Raw genomic sequence first — 20,084 nt, 5'->3', positions numbered from 1 at the left:
CCTGGTGGTGGAAAATGTTGTGATTATAGGAAGCGGCTGTGCTGGCCTGACCGCAGCCATATATTGTGCCAGAGCCGATCTGCATCCTATTATAATAGAAGGAGTTCAGCCAGGTGGTCAGCTAACCACAACCTCATTAATAGAAAACTTCCCTGGGTTCCCCGAAGGCATAGATGGGTTTGAACTCGTCAATAACATGAAACAGCAGGCCGAAAGATTTGGTGCCAAATTTCTGGCCGATGAGGTGGTTTCCGTTGATTTTTCCAAAGGAGCCAAGAAGCTAATCCTGGCCACCGACGCCATTGAAGCCAAAGCTGTTATAATAGCCACCGGTGCCGCACCAAGGTTTCTCAACATTCCTGGAGAAAAGAACTTCTGTAACGGTAAAGGGCTAAGTACCTGTGCCACCTGCGACGGAGTTTTTTTCAGAAACAAAACCGTTGCTGTCATTGGTGGAGGTGATTCTGCCTGCGAAGAAGCACTGTTTTTAACCCATTTTTGCCAAAAGGTATACCTTATCCATAGGCGAGATAAACTCCGTGCATCGAAAATCATGGCTGATAAGGCATTGACACATAACAAGATAGAAATCTTATGGAATTCCATCCCGGTGGAAATGCTCGGCAAAGAAAAATTATCTGGGCTGAGATTGGTCACCGATGGTAGCGAAACAACCTTATTCTGCGATGGTGTGTTTCTGGCCATAGGCCATATCCCAAATACGGAAATATTTTCTAACCACATTGCCAGGAACGATGAAGGCTACATTATCGTGGACTCTACCAGAACAAACATCGAAGGGGTCTTTGCTGCCGGCGACTGTGCCGATCCAAAATTCAAGCAAGCCATAACCGCTGCCGGATTAGGTTGCTCAGCGGCCCTTGAATCCGAGCATTACATAACGACAAAATGGTAGATAGCCCAAATAAAATACAATCGGCCCGGCCAGAGCCAAATGCCCAGGTCACACCCTCTCTTCGACCAAAATCTTTTGAGGAATTCACCGGCCAACGGAAAACTCTCGATCGCCTGCTTATCATGACCAATGCTGCAAAAAAGCGTGGCGAATCGCTCAGCCATATACTGTTCAGTGGACCGCCCGGCCTGGGGAAAACCACCCTGGCATTTATTCTTGGCAATGAAATGGGTACCACGGTAAAAATAACATCGGGTCCGGTGATAGAAAAAGCTAGTGATCTTGCCGGACTGCTCACAAGCCTAAACCATGGCGATATTCTTTTTATCGACGAGATTCATCGGATACCAAAAACCGTTGAAGAATACTTATATCCTGCCATGGAAGACTTTAGAATAGATATTATGATAGACCAAGGGCCAAACGCTCGGAGTCTACGGCTGGATATTCCAAAATTCACTTTGATCGGCGCCACAACCAGAACCGGTTTGCTAAGTTCCCCTCTTAGAAGTAGGTTTACATTGCAAACCAGGTTGGATTATTACGATCTGATAGATTTGACTAAAATAGTCCTGAGAAGCGCTGCTTTACTATCTATTAATATAGAACCAGCTGCCGCCATAGAAATAGCCAAACGCTCCCGTGGTTCCCCAAGAATCGCAAATGGATTGTTATCCTTTGTCAGAGATTATAACCAGCAGTTTAACAACGATCTTGTGACCATTGAACACAGCAAAAGCGCCCTGGATCTACTCGAAATAGATGAATACGGACTGGACGAAATGGACAAAAAGATTCTGTCCTGCATAGCAATCAATTACCACGGTGGGCCGGTGGGAGTAAACACGCTGGCCATTGCCGTCGGTGAGGAAACCCATACCATAGAAGAGGTCTATGAGCCATATCTGATCCAAGAAGGCTACATAAGAAGAACACCCCAGGGCCGGGTAATAGAAAGTAAGGCCTTGAAAGCCATTGGCTTACCCGTTGATAAAAATAATCAAGGAGAATTTGGGATCAGCTAGTCAATTCCTCTTGACAACTTTGAAGTTTTTGAAACAAATAACTAGGTCCGTAGCCGGATATTTTCCAGTAGGTTTTATTTATAATGACAAAAGAAGAGATAAAAGGTATCGTTAAAAATATAATAGCTGAAATTGCACCGGATGAGGACATTAGTCATATCAAAAATGATGTTCCATTGCGTGATCAGCTGGATCTGGATTCCATGGATTTTTTGGATATAGTAATGGAGCTACGAAAAAAACATAACATAGATGTTCCAGAGGCTGATTACAAACAGCTAGAATCTCTGGATAGCTGTGCCGATTATCTGCTAAGCAAATTCAATAGCTAGTCTTGGCACAGGTTCACCGTTGTGGCTTTTGAAATCTTTATTTCCTTCCATCTGTTCGTTCTGTATCTCCTATATAAAAGCACTACCCTGAGGAACAAATCGAGGATCATCACATGCCAAGCAACAACAGCGCTACACTCCAGTTTCGTATGCGCCATTAGGGTATATATTGGTAAAAACTCTAACAACCAATAACAGGATATATTTACAATCATTGTATATTTTGTATCACCAGCTGCGGTCAACAGGGATTGAATCGTCGTCCATAGGCCATCAAATAAAAACGCTAGCCAGGCCCAAATCAACATCGATTTGGCCAATGGATCAACAGCTTTCGACAGACAATCACCTCGGAATAATCCTATCAAAAGGTCTGGATGAAACACCATAAATAATGAAGTTATGGCAGCTAAAATAATCGAAGTTTTATAGGCAGAATTGATACATAACCTGATGGCATCGTAGTTCAAATAACCTATGGCATTGGAGCAAATTGTTCGAATACCAGTGCCAATGCCCTCGATGACAAAGAAAAAAGCAACATAGAGCGAGTGGGTTATGCCAAAGGCAGAAAAATCGTCATTGGACACACGTTTCTTGATTAGTTGTACCAATATGGACCAACCACAGCAATTTATACAGGAATTCAATGCCGTCGGAAACCCAATAACAATACAATCCTTCATCAGTTTCCAGTTAAACTTCATCTCGTTGACATGGTATTTTTCAAAATATTTTTTTCTGAAAAACAAAGCAAATAGTACAATGAATCCCACCAATTGGGACAATCCAGTGGCAATCGCCGCACCGATTATGCCAAACTCTGGGAATCCCGGGACAACTCTATGGCCAAACACGAGCACCATATCCAATACTATGTTTAATAGGTTTACCACTATCGCAATCACTGGTACAATTCCTACAGCTCCTCTCCCTATGAAAAACGATGCCATCGCGCCAAAAGATGCATAGTTTACAGGTAAAAATAATATCATGAGACGTAGATATGGTATACCCATCGGTTTATCCCTATCGATCAACAAATTAGGCACAAGCCAGATAGCTATCGGAATAAAAATCAACCACATTAATGCAGAAAACCAAATCATCTGCCATACCACCGGACCGATTAACTTAAATTTTCTAGCTCCATTGAACTGACCAACAAAAACCTCGGCGATAAGAACTATGCTCATGGCCATAGACACAAACAGCCAGTACCACTGCATCACACTAAAGCATACGTTAAAAGCATCCTGAGAATAATGGGATAGCACAATCCTGTCTCCCAAAATCATTAGACAACTCGAGGCCGAGGATACCATCATTGGCCAGGAAATGGATAATAGTTCGCAAATGCTTCCGGGCTTATGCTTTGACAGCGAATTATGAATGTCAGGAATCATAAAAAAATAAACAGAATCAACAGCACCACATGAAGGTGAAATTCGGACAAATGGTGGGCCCTGAGGGATTCGAACCCACGACCAAGGGATTATGAGTCCCCTGCTCTAACCACTGAGCTAAGGGCCCAACTATACCGAATGGCACGAAATTTGTGTACTCATGTTAACTTTACAAGCATAATTTTATCTTTTCAATTGGTTGTTAGCCGTTATGAGTGTTCCTCAAGAAAAAATTCTATGCCTGGAAACCAGGCTTGGTCCTGGGGTTAAAATAGTCAAATTTGACGATAATGGTTTAATTGCGCTTGACAAACCTCCGGGAATAGTGTCACACCCCAACGGCAAATCCATAGAAGAAACTGCTCTACTAAAGGCATACTATGACCAGAAATTAAAAAAATATTCTCTGGGAAACAGTTTGGATTTCTTTCTACTAAATAGACTAGATTCACCCACATCCGGTGTGATCATCGGGTGTTTCGACCAGGCATTGGCCGAAGCAGTAATCCACAGCTTCGCCCTAAACAGTGTAGAGAAAAAATACATTGCGTTGACCAAATTTACCCCCTGTCCAAATCGAGGCCGCTGGGAGGAATGTTTCCAAAAAACACTTATAAACAATAGGCTTCGCCTGAGAAAAGCGCCAGGTGAAAAATGCATAACCTGTTACAAAATTCTAAAAATCATTGATTTTCGAGGAACGGCATTGGCATTGCTAGAACTTAGGCCGATTACTGGGAAAACCCATCAACTCCGAGCCCAGTGTGCCTTTCACAATCTAGCAATCATCGGAGATAAAACCTACGGCGACTTTGGCCTGAATAAACAGCTTAATAAATCAAATTTATCCAGAATGTTCCTACACTCAGAATCTCTAAAAATAGCATATAACTTGCATGGAAAAGCGTATAAGTTCCTTGCCATCAGCACATGCAATTTCAAAATATTATAAATAGTAAATTAATTTGATTGCATTGGAAAAATTAATGAATAGCATTTCAGAGTGGTTTTATTTTTATGAAAAATATATTTCGTTCCAGTTTTTTGGTTTTGTGTTGTGTGCTTTACATCAACGCAAACGGCCAGAATGAGTCTGCCACCGTTGATTATGACCAGGATGAGACCAGTGTATTGGCTGATAGTCCAGCGGTCTCTAATGCTACAATAGATACCAAAGCCAAGGGCATTACCATGGATGATGTGGCTATCTATGTAAAATTGGCAGATTTAAAAAATGCCTGTACGAAGGTGATAAAAATTGTAAATTCTATAGACAGTTCAAGAATCTGTGAAGGTATTATTTCCGGATTTCTTTCATCGTTGGGGTACCCTGACTTCAAGGCATTTGATAATAATTACGGCATAACATGCTTTTTCTGTGACAATACCGACCCAATTATATTAGCTAGAATGAGCCAAGATAACAAATCTGCCATTGATGAATTTATTAAAAAATTTGAAATAAAAACTAAAATTGTAAATGGATGGACATTTTTTTCCACATCCAATAGCGCCTTCGATTCTATTCTTGATCCGGCCGGGCTAATAGCTATAGCCAACGCTGCCGAAAGAAACGACCTGGAGCTTGTTATACCGAAGACTAATAAATGTATTTACGAACTAATCGATAGTCAATTTATTGCGCTATGTTTACTACAAATGCAAAAATCAAGTAACGGTAATAACGCTACATTAAATCAATCATCGCTGGAGTTACTGCATAGCATAATTGATGAGTATATCAATACTATTGAAACGCTGCGTTTATCACTGGATATAACCGATGCAAGTATTATTACAGCTATGACCGTTGATTTCAAACCAGGAACATCGCTAGCGAAATTTTTTGATAGTAAAAATTTTACCAATTCAATCCCAGGTTGGGCTAATTTTATGGATTATGATTCAATATCAAGCATAGCACGATATAATCTTCCTTTGACCATAGACTATGCAAAAGATATACTAATTCAGCTTGGCGTATGCAATCCGATTATCGAACAAGATCAACTCTCTAAGATAACATCCATATTTAAGTCATCCTGCGACGGAACATTTGTATCTACAGCAGGTCTTGATGAAGCTTGTGCAATATTAATTAACATGATAAATGGCATTTCACGCAGCGGGGATATCATTGACCAAGATGTCGTTGAAAAACTCAGAGCCTCTGTTCCAAAAATTACATGTTTTTCTTGGAATGGATCCAAGGATGAATTTTTCACAGCCTATAAATTTATTATGGAAAAAATTTATATACAGACTCCGAAAAAAATTCTATCTCTTACCTTTGGCGAAGATACAGCTAATTATAATAGTTCCTTCAACGAAGTTGGTGACTATAAAGGTGTGACAATATGTGAATCAAAGGTATTCATCACAGATCATAATGAAAAAAGTAATGCAGCCAAAACAATAGACATTTCCCATAACTATGTTGCACTGGTCGATACTGACACAGGTATATCTGACCTGGGTCTAAGTAACACACCTAGAAATATCGCTGTGATCGGAGATACTCAGGAATGTGTAAAAATTTTGATAGAAACAATAAAAGATAAAAAGGCTGCTCTAAAACCTTTGCTGACCTGCATTGGTACATTTAATATTGGGGACATGTCTATCACAAAAATAGATGTAAAATCATTGCTTGAGTCCATTATCACAATTAGTAAATCAAGCCTAAAGCCGAACTATGATGTCACAAAACCAATCAATATCAGGACAATCGCCAGCGGTGGATCTATGAACTGGTCCGTTGAAATCCATAAACAAACCATTACAGAACTAATATCCCTCGTGATTTCTGCCATAGTTCAAAATAAGACAGCGGAACTGTTTAACACTAGTCCTAGTCCTAATCCTGATCCTAAATCTGAAGAAATTAATCCAAAAAATAAGAAAAAATTAAATAAAATTGATTCTTCACATAAAAAGAAGAATCCGCTTACTAAAAAGAGCCATAAGAATAAGTTACATCCTGAACCTCAAGCATTCGAGAATCAAGACGATTCCAGTAATAATGGTGAAAAATTTATAATACCGGTAAAAACACCATTACTGTACAAAACCAACTCTCGCCTACATGCCTAAGATGTACTTGGATATGAAATGCCTATTATAAGTCGAGAGTCCATAGAAAATATTCGGGAGAAGGTTGATGTCCTAGACCTAGTGTCTAGGTACGTCAATTTAAAGCGGTCTGGGAGTAGCTGGAAAGGCCTAAGTCCATTTTCCGATGAGAGAACACCATCGTTTTATGTACTTCCGGATAAAAAATTTTTCAAATGTTTCAGCACCGGGTTAGCCGGTGATGTTTTTAGATTTCTGCAATTGAAAGAAAATTTTTCGTTCCATGAGTCGGTGGAATGGCTAGCCAAAAAGTACTCCATAACATTAGAATACGAAACAACCTGCGATCCATCTATCAACTCCATAAGAAACGAGTTGCTTGAGATTCATAAAATTGCAGCCGAATATTACAATAATGTGTTTTTTTCCACAACCAAAGATGCCCAGGCGGTCAGAAAATATTGGACAGACATACGGAAATTTTCACTGGACGTTGCAAAAAAATATACCATCGGGTTCTCACCCAATGCGGACAATTCACTTATAAACCTCCTGATTAAGAAAAAATTTTCTCCGGAAGCACTGAAACAATCCGGGTTATTTGTACTTAATGATCAAGACAATATCGATCAAAAAAAATTAAAGCTAAGGTTCAATGGCCGGCTCATGATTCCCATCCCAAACGTCCAGGGTGATGTGGTAGCGTTTTCTGCCAGGAAGATCGATGGAATAACGGCAAATTTATCGGACTCAAAATATATAAATTCACCAGAAACCCCGATTTTTCATAAAGGCAGTCTGCTGTTTGGACTGGATCGCGCAAGAAAATATATTCAACCCATAGGGTCATTTTATATAGTTGAAGGGCAACTGGATGTCATTCGTTGTACGGAAGCCGGCCTAACTACTGCGGTGACCCCCCAGGGCACCGGTATCACCGAAACCCAGCTGAACACGCTCCGAAGGTATTCGGTAAAAGTTCACTGTTTAACCGATGGGGATGAAGCCGGCCTAAAATGTGCCAAAAGAATCGCTGAATTATCTTTTAAAACCAATATCGATGCAGTTATATTGAAATTACCCAATGGCTATGATCCGGATTCGTTTATACTCGAGCGAGGCTCCGACGGTATTGAAACGCTCCTGACCGAAGGGATTTCGTCCATAAAATTTATAATAGACACCTTGCTTCCTAGAGCAAATCAATCGACTCCAATGGAAAAGGAACAGGCCCTGAAAAAAATATACGAAATATTGGCCCATTGCACATCGATTGTTGCCACCGAAGGATATCTAAGAGAAATCGCATCGTACATCGGGATCAATTACCTGTCCGTCCAGAGTGATTTTTTGTCATTCACAGGAAAAGCAAGATTTTCCGATTGTATTGGCAAAAAACCCAATAGGGTTCCAACAACCACAAAAATAAGTTCGGTGGAAAGCGACATTCTATCCATAGTCATTCATCATAGCGCCATCGGGGCCAGGTTGGCCCAGCTGGTGGATGATTCTATGATCGATGCCTCAGGCCTTCATGGCCAAATACTTATAAAAATTTTGTCCCGGCTAAAAAAAGGACTCTGGACAGGGGTCTCTAGCCTGGAGGACGGATTTTGGACCGAGGCAGAAATAAACGAAATATTTTCCATTGCCACCGATGACGATGGAATTGATGATCCAGAAGATGCTGCCAATATATGCCTAGCGAAATTACACAAGGATTATATAAAAAAAAGGCTTGACTTTATACAAAAAAAAGAAAAGACATCGATGTTTTTTACAAAAAATAAAGAAAATCTAGACAATAGGGTCGCAATTGAAAGTCTTCAGGAAGAAAAAAGTCGTCTACGTGGATTACTTGGCGTTCCGCCAAGGTTGTAAATAAACATAATTTTGACATTTTAATATGGTAACTAATAAGTCGTCATCGGATACAGATGCTGTGAACGGCATGGATAGCCGTGTACGCGAACTGATACGTTTCGCAAAAGAGCAGGGATATCTAACTCTACAGGACATAAGCGAGTACCTACCGGAAAGCATAGAAAACCCCGAGGATGTCGAGAATATGATGAACATTCTCGATAGCCTTGAAATAGAGATAGTTGACACAAATGATGTGGAGCGATACGTAAGGCAGCGTGAAGCCGGAACCCTCGATGAAGCTCACACCGAGGATGTGGCAGAAGATCCTGTCCGAATGTATCTTAGGCAAATGGGTCAGGTCCCTCTTCTGACGAGAGACGAGGAAATATCCATTTCGAAAAGAATAGAAAAAGCCGAACTTCAGGCTCAGGATGAACTATTCTCGGTTCATCTGACTGCAGATTTTCAAATCAATCTGGCTGAACGGCTTCTACAGAGAGAAGAGCGGTTTGATCGGATTGTCCTGGATAAAAAAATCGAGAGCCGAGAGGTGTATTATAGAATACTCGAACGTTCGATCCAGGATAGTAAATTGTTAGTAGAACGCATCCATGACATCTGGAACAAGTTACAGACGTCTGGAGTCAATGAAACCGAGCAAAAACGCCTGAAGCAATTTCAATCCCAGCTGAAAACTGTCATGAAAAGATTTTGCTTCAAAATGAAAATTTTTGAAGATTTTTTGCAGAAACTAAGGCCAGATTTAAAACAAATAGAACAGCTCATCCATGAATCTAATCGCATCGAATCCATCTCTACGAAAAAAAAAGTAGACACAACCGAAATGTCCAATCGGATAAAAAAGGCCATGAAAAAACTCGAACTGAAGTATCAAGTCTGTCCGATTAGACTACTGGAAATAGTAAAAAAATTCCGAGAATACATGCGCGAAGCTCACAGGGCCAAAACCGAGATGGTTGAGGCAAATCTGAGACTTGTGATTAGCATAGCAAAAAAATATACAAATCGCGGACTGACATTTCTGGACCTTATCCAGGAAGGAAATATGGGACTGATGAAGGCCGTCGAAAAATTTGAATACAGGCGTGGTTACAAGTTCTCTACCTACGCCACCTGGTGGATAAGACAGGCAATAACCCGTTCCATAGCCGACCAGGCTAGAACTATACGGATTCCGGTGCATATGATAGAGGTCTTGAATCGGGTGATGCAGATACAACGTCAATTGCAACAAGAACTTGGGCATGAACCATCCGCCGAAGAGGTCGCCGGCGAAATGAACCTATCGCTGGACAGGGTGAAAGCCATAATGAAGATGGCCCAGCAACCGATTTCGCTCCAGAGCCCGGTCGGAGATAACGAAGATTCAAGTTTTGGCGATTTTATTGAAGACAAGAGTGCAGATAATCCCTATGACATGACAGCCTACAGTTTGTTGCGCGAAAAGATAGACGACGTGCTGGTCAGTTTAACCGAGAGAGAACGGGATGTTTTGATGCTCCGATTTGGTCTCAAAGACGGCTACAGCAGAACGCTGGAAGAGGTTGGGCAAACATTTAATGTTACCCGCGAAAGAATAAGACAGATCGAAGCCAAAGCTCTACGAAAGATGAGGCATCCCACAAGGATACGTCAACTAAACGGATTTTTTGAAGGAGATTTTGACACAGAAGGCCCTGGATTCGAAGATTTTATACAATCGCAGTAAAATTGGCAGGTTCGGTGACATGGATCTGGCCAAGAGGTCCAAATGCGGCATCAGCGGTCTGCTGCTGGTTCTATATGTCATTGCCTACTGCATACTGGTCCATGGCAACCTATATCAGGATTCACATCCATTGAGGGTTCTGGTCTATGCTGTCTTCGCCATCTGGGTTTTCTGCGAATACCTAAGGTCACCAAGTAATTGCGGCCTAATATATTACCTTGGTGGTGGCCTGGTATTTTATGCTACGATCCTTGGTCTATTGAATTTTCACAGGCCATTCTTTTCCTGGTATAGTCTACTATCTGACCTTATAACCCTGTCAGGTTTTTTTATCGGAATAATGCTCTGCGTAATAAAAGGCAACCTGGTGATTATGAAGACGTTAACAGCCTGTTTCTATTTGCTTTTTCTACTGGCATCCCTGGGCACCCTATTGGACCTTCATGCCACGTCCAGATATCAAAGGCTGGACAATATGTCCGTTATAACCGCCATAGATTACTGCATAAGATTGTTTCCTATCGCCCTATGCTACAAACGGTTGTCCCGCGCCAACCTAATCCCTCTTCTGGTGATTTGGCTATTAATTGTTCCAATCATCATAACCTTTACCTGTAGTCGTGGCAGCCTCCTCATATATGTGACCTGTACACTGTTGGCCGCCCTCAGCTTCAATCCGGAGAAAATAACCATTTCTACGGTAATAACATACATACTGGCCATTCTGATATTTCTGACATTCTACTTGATTAACCTGGACCTGTTTACCAACCTAATAAACCGAATTGTCGACACGGAATTACAAAAGGAAACCAGGTTCTATGAAATAACAAACGTGGTGAAAGATGCCGGCATTGAGCTGATCCAGGGTCGAGGGCTGGGAGCCAGAAACTACAACCACCTCAACTTCGAGTTTGTTGAATCATTTTGCACCGTACCTCATGCCGCTGTTCTAGGATTTATGTATAAATTCGGCATCCTTGGGTTTTTATTTTTCTGGTTATTTCCAACCGTAGGCGCAGTCCGATTGATTTTCTCCGGGCATAAAACCGCCACGGCCTTCGCCCTATCGCTGATAGTATTCAAGCTAGGAGATTGCATCGGAGGAACTTGGGACTCAATTGGAATGTTATTCTTCTCCATAGCATTGTACCTGAGCCTGGGCTCAAAAAACCGTCCATGGATCAAGCCAATTGATACCTAGGGTTGTACTTTTTCGCCATACAACGTGGTTACCGCCGACGATGTTATTCTAACATCAACAAACTCTCCCACATCTGAATCATCGCCGGGGAATAGAACTTTCCTGTGATTAGCGGCCCGGCCCTGAAACATGGCTTCGCCCCGTTTGGCTCTTCCCTCCACAAGAACCGATTGCAATGTATTTAACATCTTATCATTGTAGGCCTTAGAGTATACTTCCAGTTTTTTAAGCAACACACTATTTCGCTGCTCTTTCACCGGCTGTGGCACCTGATTCGGCATGGCTGCCGCCGCGGTACCACTACGGCTGCTGTATTTAAATATGAACGCCATATCAAACCTAGCCTCATCAAAAAGCGAACAGGTTTCCAAAAAATCATCCTCGTTTTCGCCGGGAAACCCAACGATCAGATCGGTTGAAATGGACATGGTAGGAACCGCATCTCGTAAAGCCTGAACGATTTCCATAAAACCATCCCGGGTGTATGCCCTCATCATCGCTTTCAATATCCTATCCGATCCGCTTTGCGCCGGCAAATGCACCTGGGGACACAATTTTGGTAGATTTTTATAGCAATCGATGAGATCTCGACGAAACCCAACCGGATGGGGCGATATGAACCTAATTCTTTGAATGCCAGGTAGGTTATGGATTTTTTCCAATAACTGAACAAAGGCGCTTTTGCCATTTTTTTGTTTTATATGGCGGAACCCATATCTGTTGACTATCTGGCCAAGCAGAATCACCTCTTTAACTCCTTTGGCAGCCAATGCGCTGATTTCCGTGATAATATCATCCATCGATCTATGTCGTTCAGCTCCTCGGGTTTTTGGAACAATGCAATAGCTGCATTTCATGTTACATCCGGACATTATTGAAACGAAGGCGCTTGATTGCTTTTGTCTTACACTGTGCATCGAATCCATGGCCCCGTCGGACTCGGCACGATCCACCTGGATGATAAAGCTCTTCCTTCTGGAAGCTATATCTTCTATACAATCGCCAATTCTACTGTAATTGCCTGGGCCAAGAATTATATTCACACCGGGTACGCGTCTCTTGATTTCTTCGGCCAGATTTTTGGCCATACAACCAATGACACCAAGAACGACATCACGCCTGGCTAGGTAAGCTAGTTTACCAAGAGCTTTTAGCTCAGCAAGTTCTCTGACGCTGCAGGTATTCAAAATGATAACATCTGCCAGACTCTCGCTGTCGACCATATCATAGCCCTGGGATTTCAGGGATGAATGAACTGCCTCTGAATCACGCTCATTCATCTGACAGCCATAGGTTTTGATGAAAACTTTCCTCATCTATCAATCAGCCAATGGCTTAAGCGTAGGATATAGAATCGTATCCCGAATGTTGTCAGCCTCGGTGAGCAAAATCACCAGTCGATCTATGCCAATGCCCATACCACCGGCCGGAGGCATACCATATTCAAGTGCTAAAAGAAACTCATTATCAAGATTTTGCCTCTCCTCGCCCAGCTGTGCCTCAAACATTTCCCTTTGAATAAATGGATCATTCTGTTCCGAATAGGATGGCGCAATCTCCTGGCCATTGATGCATAACTCAAATACATCCAAGACCTTGGGATTTTCCTGATTCAATTTGGCCAAGGGACACAGTTCCTTCGGCAGCTCCAGAACAAAGGTCGGCTGTATCAGATTCGGCTCAACCAGCTTTCCAAACACATTGTCAGTGATTTCATAATCCTCCTGGTCTGGACTGGCCTCAACGCCTAACTCCTTGCAAGCCTTAATCTTCTCTTCCTTAGTCCTGGAAAACCACCGGCCGTCATTGGTGGCTTCGATGACCAGATTGCCATAGGTTTCTTCACGCCACTTCCCGGATAGCTCGATCTCTTTCCCATCATAGCGGGTTAATTTTGTCTTTCCGAGGACAGTTTTGCACAGATGCTGAATCAGATCATAGATCAATGACATCATGCCCCGATGATCCGAGTAGGCCTGGTAGAGCTCTATCATGGTAAATTCTGGGTTGTGCTTCCTGGAAAGCCCTTCGTTCCTAAATACTCTACCCATCTCAAAAACTCGATCAAACCCTGCCACCAGCATTCGCTTTAAAAACAACTCCAGTGATATTCTCAGATAGAAATCATGATCAAGCGCATTCATATGGGTTACAAACGGTTTGGCAGCAGCACCACCTGGTATATTCTGCAACATCGGAGTCTCGACTTCGGTGAACTCCCTATTCCACAGAAACCTGCGGATCTCTTTCAGTATTTCGGTTCTTTTAAAGGCCATGAACCTTGACTTCTGATTCACGATCAAATCCAGGTATCTTTGCCTGTAGATTTGCTCGTCATCCGCGAGACCATGCCACTTTTCAGGCAATGGCCGCATCGACTTCGATAGAAGCCTAAGCTCATCAACTCTTACGGTTATCTCATCGGTTTTTGTTTTAAATAGCCTGCCCTTCGCACCAACAATATCACCGATATCTAACTTCTTAAAGCTTTTGTAGTTGTCTTCGCCAATATCGTCCTGAGAAACATACAGCTGGATGTGACCATCCCTATCCAGCAAATTGATAAAGCTCGCCTTGCCCATCAGCCTGTATGCAACGATCCTTCCTGCCACGGAAACACTTACGGAGTCACCATCATCACCAAACAGTTCTTTTGCCTGGGCCGACGTGTGTTGCTGATCCCAATTTTGACGAAACGGATCGAACCCACTACGACGTAGTTCCACTAATTTGTTTCTTCTGATGGCAATCAACTCACTGCTTTCCCGGTCTTGCATTTTATAAATCTCCTGAAAAACCTTTAAAAATCAGCAAACCATGTAAACAATAAAACATAGCTTCGGGCCACATATGTCAGAATTATATGGTATATAGGTAGTTCTGAAGCATACTCATGGCAATATTCGAACCACCGGTATTGGTCTGGTTTGGCAAATTGGGCCTAGGTGGCGCACTGGATTTTAACTCGCAAATGGATTTTATTCCGCTTTCCCAGCATTTGATATACATATGGGAAATTTTATTTATGTCGCTGCTGCCCAAGTACAACCTAACTGCTATGCCCTGATCGACCCAGATCTGAAGATTTTTATACATTTTTATCAATTTCTCGGTATCAATGGAGTAGGCTGTTTTGAATTTTGCTTTTATATCATCTGGAATTTCGTCGATGGCTGCGATTTCACCATCGAAATAACAGATCTGCTCAAAAATATCATCGGTCCAAATATCCTCTTGTTTCAAGGTCTTCACCATGGCAGGGTTAACGAACAAAAGCACATCACCGCCACCGTAGGACTTTTTGAATATGTTCTTCGTTGCCGGATATATGCCAGGGAAACATCCCATCAGTTTTGATACCCGTTCCTCGGTGGAATAGGCCAACAGGGAACAATTTCTCAGACCAGAGTTATCCATAGTTTCCCTGATATGTCTGATCATTTCGTTATCTCCCGCATCAAACCTGGCGTTATACTCGTAAAAATCGAATGGTAACCTGTGTTTTCCCCAGAGAGAACACTCAAATTTGTCGAATCTGCCCTTTTCCCTGGCCAGTTCGCAGGATATATCCATGGCAAAAAGTAGTATTTTGCGCGCACACAAAGAGGCAAATTCTACGGCCTCATCCGAGTCGAATTCATAATTCAATTTATATAACGCATTCTGCAGACCTGTCATGCCCAGGCCAATAGGTCTATAGGCCCTGGTCATGGCCACCGAGCTTTCGGTGGGGAAATAGTTGGCATCGATCATCGAATCCATTGCCCGAATGCATATTTCCATGTCTTTACGAAGCCTGGGAAAATCAACATCACCGTTATCATCGACATACCTGGATATAACCACCGATCCGGAACCACAGGCAATCGATCTGTCATCACCGGCCGGCAAAAGCACCGATTGGCACAGACCGGCGCTCTGGACACATCCCGATGTCATATCGGATACATTGCAGGTGTCTTTAAACAATATTCTTGGATTTCCGGTCTCAAACATATTTCTGAGTAACGCAAACCATAACTCATTGGCCTTTATAACCTTACTCCAAATTTTATTCTCCTTCGCCAGGCATTCTAGTTTTTCGTATTCCACTTCAAACTCAGCCCCATAGGTCTTTATAAGTGCCTTGGCATCATCAACTTTAAACAAGGTCCATGATTTTTGTTCCTTTAGCCTTCGCAGAAACAGATCCGGAATCAGTACCGAAGTATTCAACCTATCGCAGTCCGATGACTTGGACTTTTCCTTGCTAAATCCAATGAAGTCGAATATATCCGAGTGCCATATTTCACAGCTAACACAACCAATTCCCACCATATTGCCAGCACCACTGGTCATAATGGAAAGCTGATGTTTATGTAGCTGTAGAAAAGGAATAACACCGTTCGTAACGCCTCTTGTCCCTTTAATTTTACTACCACTTCCTCTTATGGCACTCCAGGACCCACCCAGATTACCACCCAATCTCGAAATCAATGCACTTTCGATAACACATTTATTCAGAATGCTTTCAATATCATCGCTGACAGAATATATGTAGTCAGACATCATCTGAGCATTCCTGGTGCCGGCGAAATACAGCGCCTGTTCCGATAGACAAAACATCCTATCTTTGAATAAATTGTACAACGCTATCGCCTTGTCATCTCGGTCGATTTCTTCCTTTAGGAAAACACCCATGGCAACCCGCATCCAAAGTATCTGGGGTGTTTCAAGCAATTTACCAGTGTTGGAATCCCTAAGAAGATAGTTATCGGTCAACGACATGGTCGCAACTATATCGAAATCCATGTCAGCACTAATTGAAAGGCAATCAGCGAGTTTCGGCAGATCATAGGTTAGCATGTCATCGTCAAGCAATCCCAGTGCAACAGCCCTGGAGATGTATCGGACAAAATAATCCCGATGTAGCCTACGTAGATTTCCGATATCTTTGTCCAATGGATTCCACCCAAAGATGTTCTGGTATAAATAGGACAAGGATAACCTTGAAGCAAACACGGAAAAATTTGGATCTTTTCTTACCAATTTGCAGGCATTTGACAAAATATGCCTTTCCAGCTCTACCTCGGATAATTCCCCGGGGATATTGTCTCTAAGAGCTGTCATTATTTCCTCGGACCCAATTGCAAAATCCAGTCCAATCCTGGCAAAACTAATTCTTTCGCGGAGATCGCTACCGTCCCAAAAGACAACCGACCCATCGGCCATTTTTACAAGAATCATCGCACCTTGCAATGTATCCTGGCCGTAGGACACAACAGATTCCCTATTGTCGCCATTGCGCAGCTTAGCTCTCTCGGCTCGATATAAAATATAGGCTTCGGCAATCTTGAAATTACCACTTTTCATCAGCTCTTCCTGGACCAAATCCTGAACCTGTTCGATGTGGATAAATTTCATACCCGATGAAATTACACGTTCTGTGACATTTTCTGAAATAACCCTCGACGGCGCCGGATCACAGCATTGAGCCAAAAATGCTCTTCGTACGGCATGTTCCACTTTGAACCTATTCCAAGGAACAATCTTACCGTTCCTTCTTATCAATTTCACATCGACAATATCCATGTCCGTGTCCAGTGCCCTGTCATTAACATAGGCACACTTCATCAAAAAACATCTAGCGATGTCATGGAAGGAATTCCGCACCAGCACATCAGAAATAATATCATGAATATTAACATCTTCATCATCAGAAACCTCTGCACATACCTGACGCACCACATTGGCCACCAGCGATCTATTTTTTTCAGAAAAAATTTCATCATTGCTTGTGGCTAGCATAAGGTCGGTTATTGCACCGCCGACTTTGTTAGCAATTTCCTCTGCAAAGGTTTGATTTGGCCCCAATACATCGTTGCGTACCACCGAAGCCCAATCGAAATTCGGCTTCATATCGCTTGGTGTGGCAACAAAATTCTTAATGGCCAAATCCTCACATAATCTATCTCTTACAACCATAACTGCTTTTGATTTTCAATAATACTCAAGTTCAGCTAATTAAACTCTAATCAATTTGCTAGAAACCAGAAACTCATCTGTTATACAAGAAGAAAATCCATTGAAAATTCAATGAATTTTGTTTATGTTTCATTCAAGAAATGTTTGTTGGAGCCGCAATAAAAATAAAAATCAAAAAAGTGATAGCTAGAATACTTTTTATCCTAAAATTCGTTGATAAGATTCTTATCAGATTCTTACTAATTAGCTTTCCGATCTTTGTTATAGGTACCACAATAAGACTCATAATTAATTGTTTCGCCAAAAAGACTAGAGACATAAATTAACACCAACAGGTTGATAGTAGTAAAAAAACTGAAAATGGTAATTACAAGAAAATTTATCAGGCTTTGATTGCCCTATTCCAGATCTGTGCCTAGCACCACAGGGTTTCGGCAAAAGATGAAAATTCCAGCCCTAATTGCCCTGATAATCAGCAAAATCCAACTACAAATGGCCAAACTATCTCTTGACAATAGCCGGGTAGTATATTGCATAAAATATACCATTCGCCAGAGTAGCTCAGGGGTAGAGCAGAGGACTCATAAGCCTTTGGTCGGCGGTTCAAATCCGCCCTCTGGCACCACTCACAATTCATTTGCCAATAGTTCGCAATTGTGAATGGTCTTCACCGTTGCCAGGGCAGCGGTTATATCGGTCTAGGCCTCCGTAGGTTATAAATCAGAACCAATTTAATTCAATATATTCATATTTTTTGAGGCCCAGATATATTTTTTTGTAATGTGTTCGAATGGTAATTCTTATGATGCATAGGTCCAAACATCACAGCACAATAGCTTGAACCTCACTGCAAATGCGCTATAATTAGGACCATGAAATTTAATGGATTGGCTGCGCTAGGATTAGGTATCTCACTCATCATTGGCGCCCAATGGATTACACCTTCCGCATATGCTCAAAAGAAAAATCTACACCATCGCCGAACCCCATCCAAAAAGCGGTTCCATGGGAAAAACAGTATAAGATTTAAAAATAAGCACAAACCCAGAGTCAACCGCAACAAAACCAAATCGGCCAAAAGAAAAAAATCGAGAAAAGTAATATACAATCATCATAATATGGCGACAAGACCCGCATACCTATCCACATTAAGTCAATTAATTCCATTAACTCCATTAAGCCAATTAACTCCATACACTAGCCCGCCGCCTCGCGTTACTTTTGCCCCATTGACGCCTTCACACACATTCACATCACGTGCGGCCACACGGAATAATGACATATCGATACAAGATACATTCACATTGCTCGACCTACGCAACCTGCAATATGAAGATGAAGACTATACTGATAACTATGCAGACGGTACATACCTGATAGATACCATGCAGGCATCGCTATCCAGCCTATCCGATATCGATGATCCTTCAGTCAGAATTGACAGATTGAAAGAGAACATCACCAGGTTCGAAACAGAATTCCGTCAACTATATCCAAACACAAAATTGCACCTATTGCCAGATATTGGTCAAGCTATACTGACTACACTAGCTTCGGCAAAATGTGAACTAATTGATAGCAAAGCTAAAAATAGCAATGGAATAAAAATTGATAATGTTCTGAAAAACACAAAATATTGTGATTTGGTCTCCAATGTTAACGTTAATGCAACATTCGATGAAATCGAAAATAAGATAATATCTTCCTTCGACTCGCTGGATTACGAAGTATTAAACAAAATATTGATAAATGCAAATGCTACCGGAGGATCCAATACCATATACTTCACCCAGTCCAACACCATAGCCACCTTGTTGCATAATAACTTTTTTGCAAAACTATCTCCGACAGGAATGACCAATAATGCCGATATCCTTTTTATGATGACAAACCTAAGTAACTGTCTTCTAAATGCGGATGATAGGATCAAAGAAAAGCTATTGACCCTGATATCTAATCACACGGATCACTGCCATGATCAAGCTATCACAGGCATACAACTTGCCAATTACATGGCCATCGCTTACAATCAGAAAGGAGAATCTGACATAAATGAGAACATAATCTCTATACTTGTAAATTTATACAAGCATCTGGCACTGTATCAATCCTTGGCATCCTACGGCATAGAAGAACTGGAAGGTGTTTCCTACCTAACCAAATGTATGTCGTCCATAGTGTTCCCTGGCATCACAGCGCCTAGTTATCTTCACCATATATTTGGTGCAATTTACACCGAAGACAATGGTGACCCCATAAAGAATCTGGACAAGGTACTAAATAGGATCAATGACAAGGAAAGACTGGTAGATTTCATCTGGGCTGGGGTCTATGATGGAGTAGCCATCGGTAAAGAAATGTTTGGAAAGATAGTACTAAAAGACGATGCGAAATATCAAGAGTTATTAAACGATGAAAAAAATACTAAGGCTGCTGTTAATGATATCGAAGAGTATAATAATCTTATAGGTAAAGCCGATGAATCTGGAGATTATTCTAAAGCCGAGGCATATCTCGAAAATTTCCTAAAGGCCAAAACAGAAGCTGTCATAGACTATAAAAGAAATAAG

At 41.7% G+C, this 20,084-nt stretch carries 12 protein-coding genes, 2 tRNA genes and 2 pseudogenes; 11 read left to right on the top strand and 5 right to left on the bottom strand.

What is annotated here, in order from left to right:
- The first annotated feature begins 4 nt into the window (after positions 1–4).
- The 3 genes from trxB to LBB20_00070 all read left to right on the top strand — a co-directional run bounded on the left by trxB (position 5) and on the right by LBB20_00070 (position 2,273).
- Positions 5–916, top strand: a complete 912-nt coding sequence (gene trxB / locus LBB20_00080) for a thioredoxin-disulfide reductase (protein MDR2735234.1) — start codon at positions 5–7, stop codon at positions 914–916.
- Complete coding sequence (gene ruvB, locus LBB20_00075) at positions 910–1,941, top strand: Holliday junction branch migration DNA helicase RuvB (protein MDR2735233.1); 1,032 nt, start codon at positions 910–912, stop codon at positions 1,939–1,941. The genes trxB and ruvB overlap by 7 nt, the downstream gene beginning before the upstream one ends.
- Positions 1,942–2,024: 83 nt before the next feature.
- The gene (locus LBB20_00070; protein MDR2735232.1) at positions 2,025–2,273 is read left to right on the top strand and encodes an acyl carrier protein; all 249 of its coding nucleotides are present in this window, start codon (positions 2,025–2,027) and stop codon (positions 2,271–2,273) included.
- Here the strand turns inward: LBB20_00070 and LBB20_00065 are convergent.
- Together LBB20_00065 and LBB20_00060 are read right to left on the bottom strand one after the other, a co-directional pair.
- Positions 2,270–3,679, bottom strand: coding sequence for an MATE family efflux transporter (locus LBB20_00065; GenBank protein ID MDR2735231.1), 1,410 nt, complete (start codon positions 3,677–3,679; stop codon positions 2,270–2,272). The two genes, LBB20_00070 and LBB20_00065, sit on opposite strands and share 4 nt — an antisense overlap.
- A 51-nt stretch (positions 3,680–3,730) precedes the next feature.
- Positions 3,731–3,806: transfer RNA gene (locus tag LBB20_00060), tRNA-Ile, on the bottom strand.
- Positions 3,807–3,890: 84 nt separating this feature from the next.
- Here LBB20_00060 and LBB20_00055 point away from each other — a divergent pair.
- From LBB20_00055 to LBB20_00030, 6 genes and pseudogenes are all read left to right on the top strand, one after another.
- A complete protein-coding gene (locus tag LBB20_00055; protein ID MDR2735230.1) occupies positions 3,891–4,631 on the top strand; it encodes an RNA pseudouridine synthase in 741 nt (246 codons plus the stop codon).
- Positions 4,632–4,696: 65 nt separating this feature from the next.
- Positions 4,697–6,772: a hypothetical protein gene (locus LBB20_00050; protein MDR2735229.1), complete on the top strand. Its 2,076-nt coding sequence runs from the start codon at positions 4,697–4,699 to the stop codon at positions 6,770–6,772.
- Positions 6,773–6,790: 18 nt separating this feature from the next.
- Positions 6,791–8,632, top strand: coding sequence for a DNA primase (dnaG, locus tag LBB20_00045; GenBank protein MDR2735228.1), 1,842 nt, complete (start codon positions 6,791–6,793; stop codon positions 8,630–8,632).
- A 70-nt stretch (positions 8,633–8,702) separates the two neighbouring features.
- Positions 8,703–9,029: pseudogene (locus LBB20_00040) on the top strand (RNA polymerase subunit sigma).
- Positions 9,030–9,596: 567 nt separating this feature from the next.
- Positions 9,597–10,346, top strand: a pseudogene (gene rpoD, locus LBB20_00035) (RNA polymerase sigma factor RpoD).
- Positions 10,288–11,550 (top strand): hypothetical protein, encoded by a 1,263-nt coding sequence (locus LBB20_00030; protein ID MDR2735227.1) that lies wholly within the window; start codon positions 10,288–10,290, stop codon positions 11,548–11,550. The pseudogene rpoD and the gene LBB20_00030 overlap by 59 nt, the downstream one beginning before the upstream one ends.
- Here LBB20_00030 and miaB read toward each other — a convergent pair.
- The 3 genes from miaB to LBB20_00015 form a co-directional block, all read right to left on the bottom strand.
- A complete protein-coding gene (miaB, locus tag LBB20_00025) occupies positions 11,547–12,866 on the bottom strand; it encodes a tRNA (N6-isopentenyl adenosine(37)-C2)-methylthiotransferase MiaB (GenBank protein ID MDR2735226.1) in 1,320 nt (439 codons plus the stop codon). The genes LBB20_00030 and miaB overlap by 4 nt on opposite strands.
- 3 nt (positions 12,867–12,869) lie before the next feature.
- Complete coding sequence (gene lysS, locus LBB20_00020; protein ID MDR2735225.1) at positions 12,870–14,327, bottom strand: lysine--tRNA ligase; 1,458 nt, start codon at positions 14,325–14,327, stop codon at positions 12,870–12,872.
- A gap of 82 nt (positions 14,328–14,409) precedes the next feature.
- A complete protein-coding gene (locus tag LBB20_00015) occupies positions 14,410–17,514 on the bottom strand; it encodes a ribonucleoside-diphosphate reductase subunit alpha (protein ID MDR2735224.1) in 3,105 nt (1,034 codons plus the stop codon).
- 550 nt (positions 17,515–18,064) lie between these two features.
- Here LBB20_00015 and LBB20_00010 point away from each other — a divergent pair.
- Both LBB20_00010 and LBB20_00005 read left to right on the top strand, forming a co-directional pair.
- Positions 18,065–18,139 (top strand) — tRNA-Met (locus tag LBB20_00010).
- 247 nt (positions 18,140–18,386) lie between these two features.
- Positions 18,387–20,084, top strand: a 1,698-nt coding sequence (locus LBB20_00005; GenBank protein ID MDR2735223.1) for a hypothetical protein, incomplete at its 3' end; no start/stop codon positions are given.

It is taken from the genome of Puniceicoccales bacterium (genome assembly GCA_031283585.1).
GTDB lineage: Bacteria > Verrucomicrobiota > Verrucomicrobiia > Opitutales > LL51 > JAIRTH01.
Note: the sequence above shows the minus strand (reverse complement) of the source record. Positions and strands in the feature narration are given on the sequence as shown.

Excerpts from the sequence above, each read along its gene's own strand:
- LBB20_00050 (MDR2735229.1), top strand. The coding sequence starts at position 4,697 with ATGAAAAATATATTTCGTTCCAGTTTTTTGGTTTTGTGTTGTGTGCTT.
- ruvB (MDR2735233.1), top strand. The coding sequence starts at position 910 with ATGGTAGATAGCCCAAATAAAATACAATCGGCCCGGCCAGAGCCAAAT.
- LBB20_00065 (MDR2735231.1), bottom strand. The coding sequence starts at position 3,679 with ATGATTCCTGACATTCATAATTCGCTGTCAAAGCATAAGCCCGGAAGC.
- miaB (MDR2735226.1), bottom strand. The coding sequence starts at position 12,866 with ATGAGGAAAGTTTTCATCAAAACCTATGGCTGTCAGATGAATGAGCGT.
- lysS (MDR2735225.1), bottom strand. The coding sequence starts at position 14,327 with ATGCAAGACCGGGAAAGCAGTGAGTTGATTGCCATCAGAAGAAACAAA.
- LBB20_00055 (MDR2735230.1), top strand. The coding sequence starts at position 3,891 with ATGAGTGTTCCTCAAGAAAAAATTCTATGCCTGGAAACCAGGCTTGGT.
- dnaG (MDR2735228.1), top strand. The coding sequence starts at position 6,791 with ATGCCTATTATAAGTCGAGAGTCCATAGAAAATATTCGGGAGAAGGTT.
- LBB20_00015 (MDR2735224.1), bottom strand. The coding sequence starts at position 17,514 with ATGGTTGTAAGAGATAGATTATGTGAGGATTTGGCCATTAAGAATTTT.
- LBB20_00070 (MDR2735232.1), top strand. The coding sequence starts at position 2,025 with ATGACAAAAGAAGAGATAAAAGGTATCGTTAAAAATATAATAGCTGAA.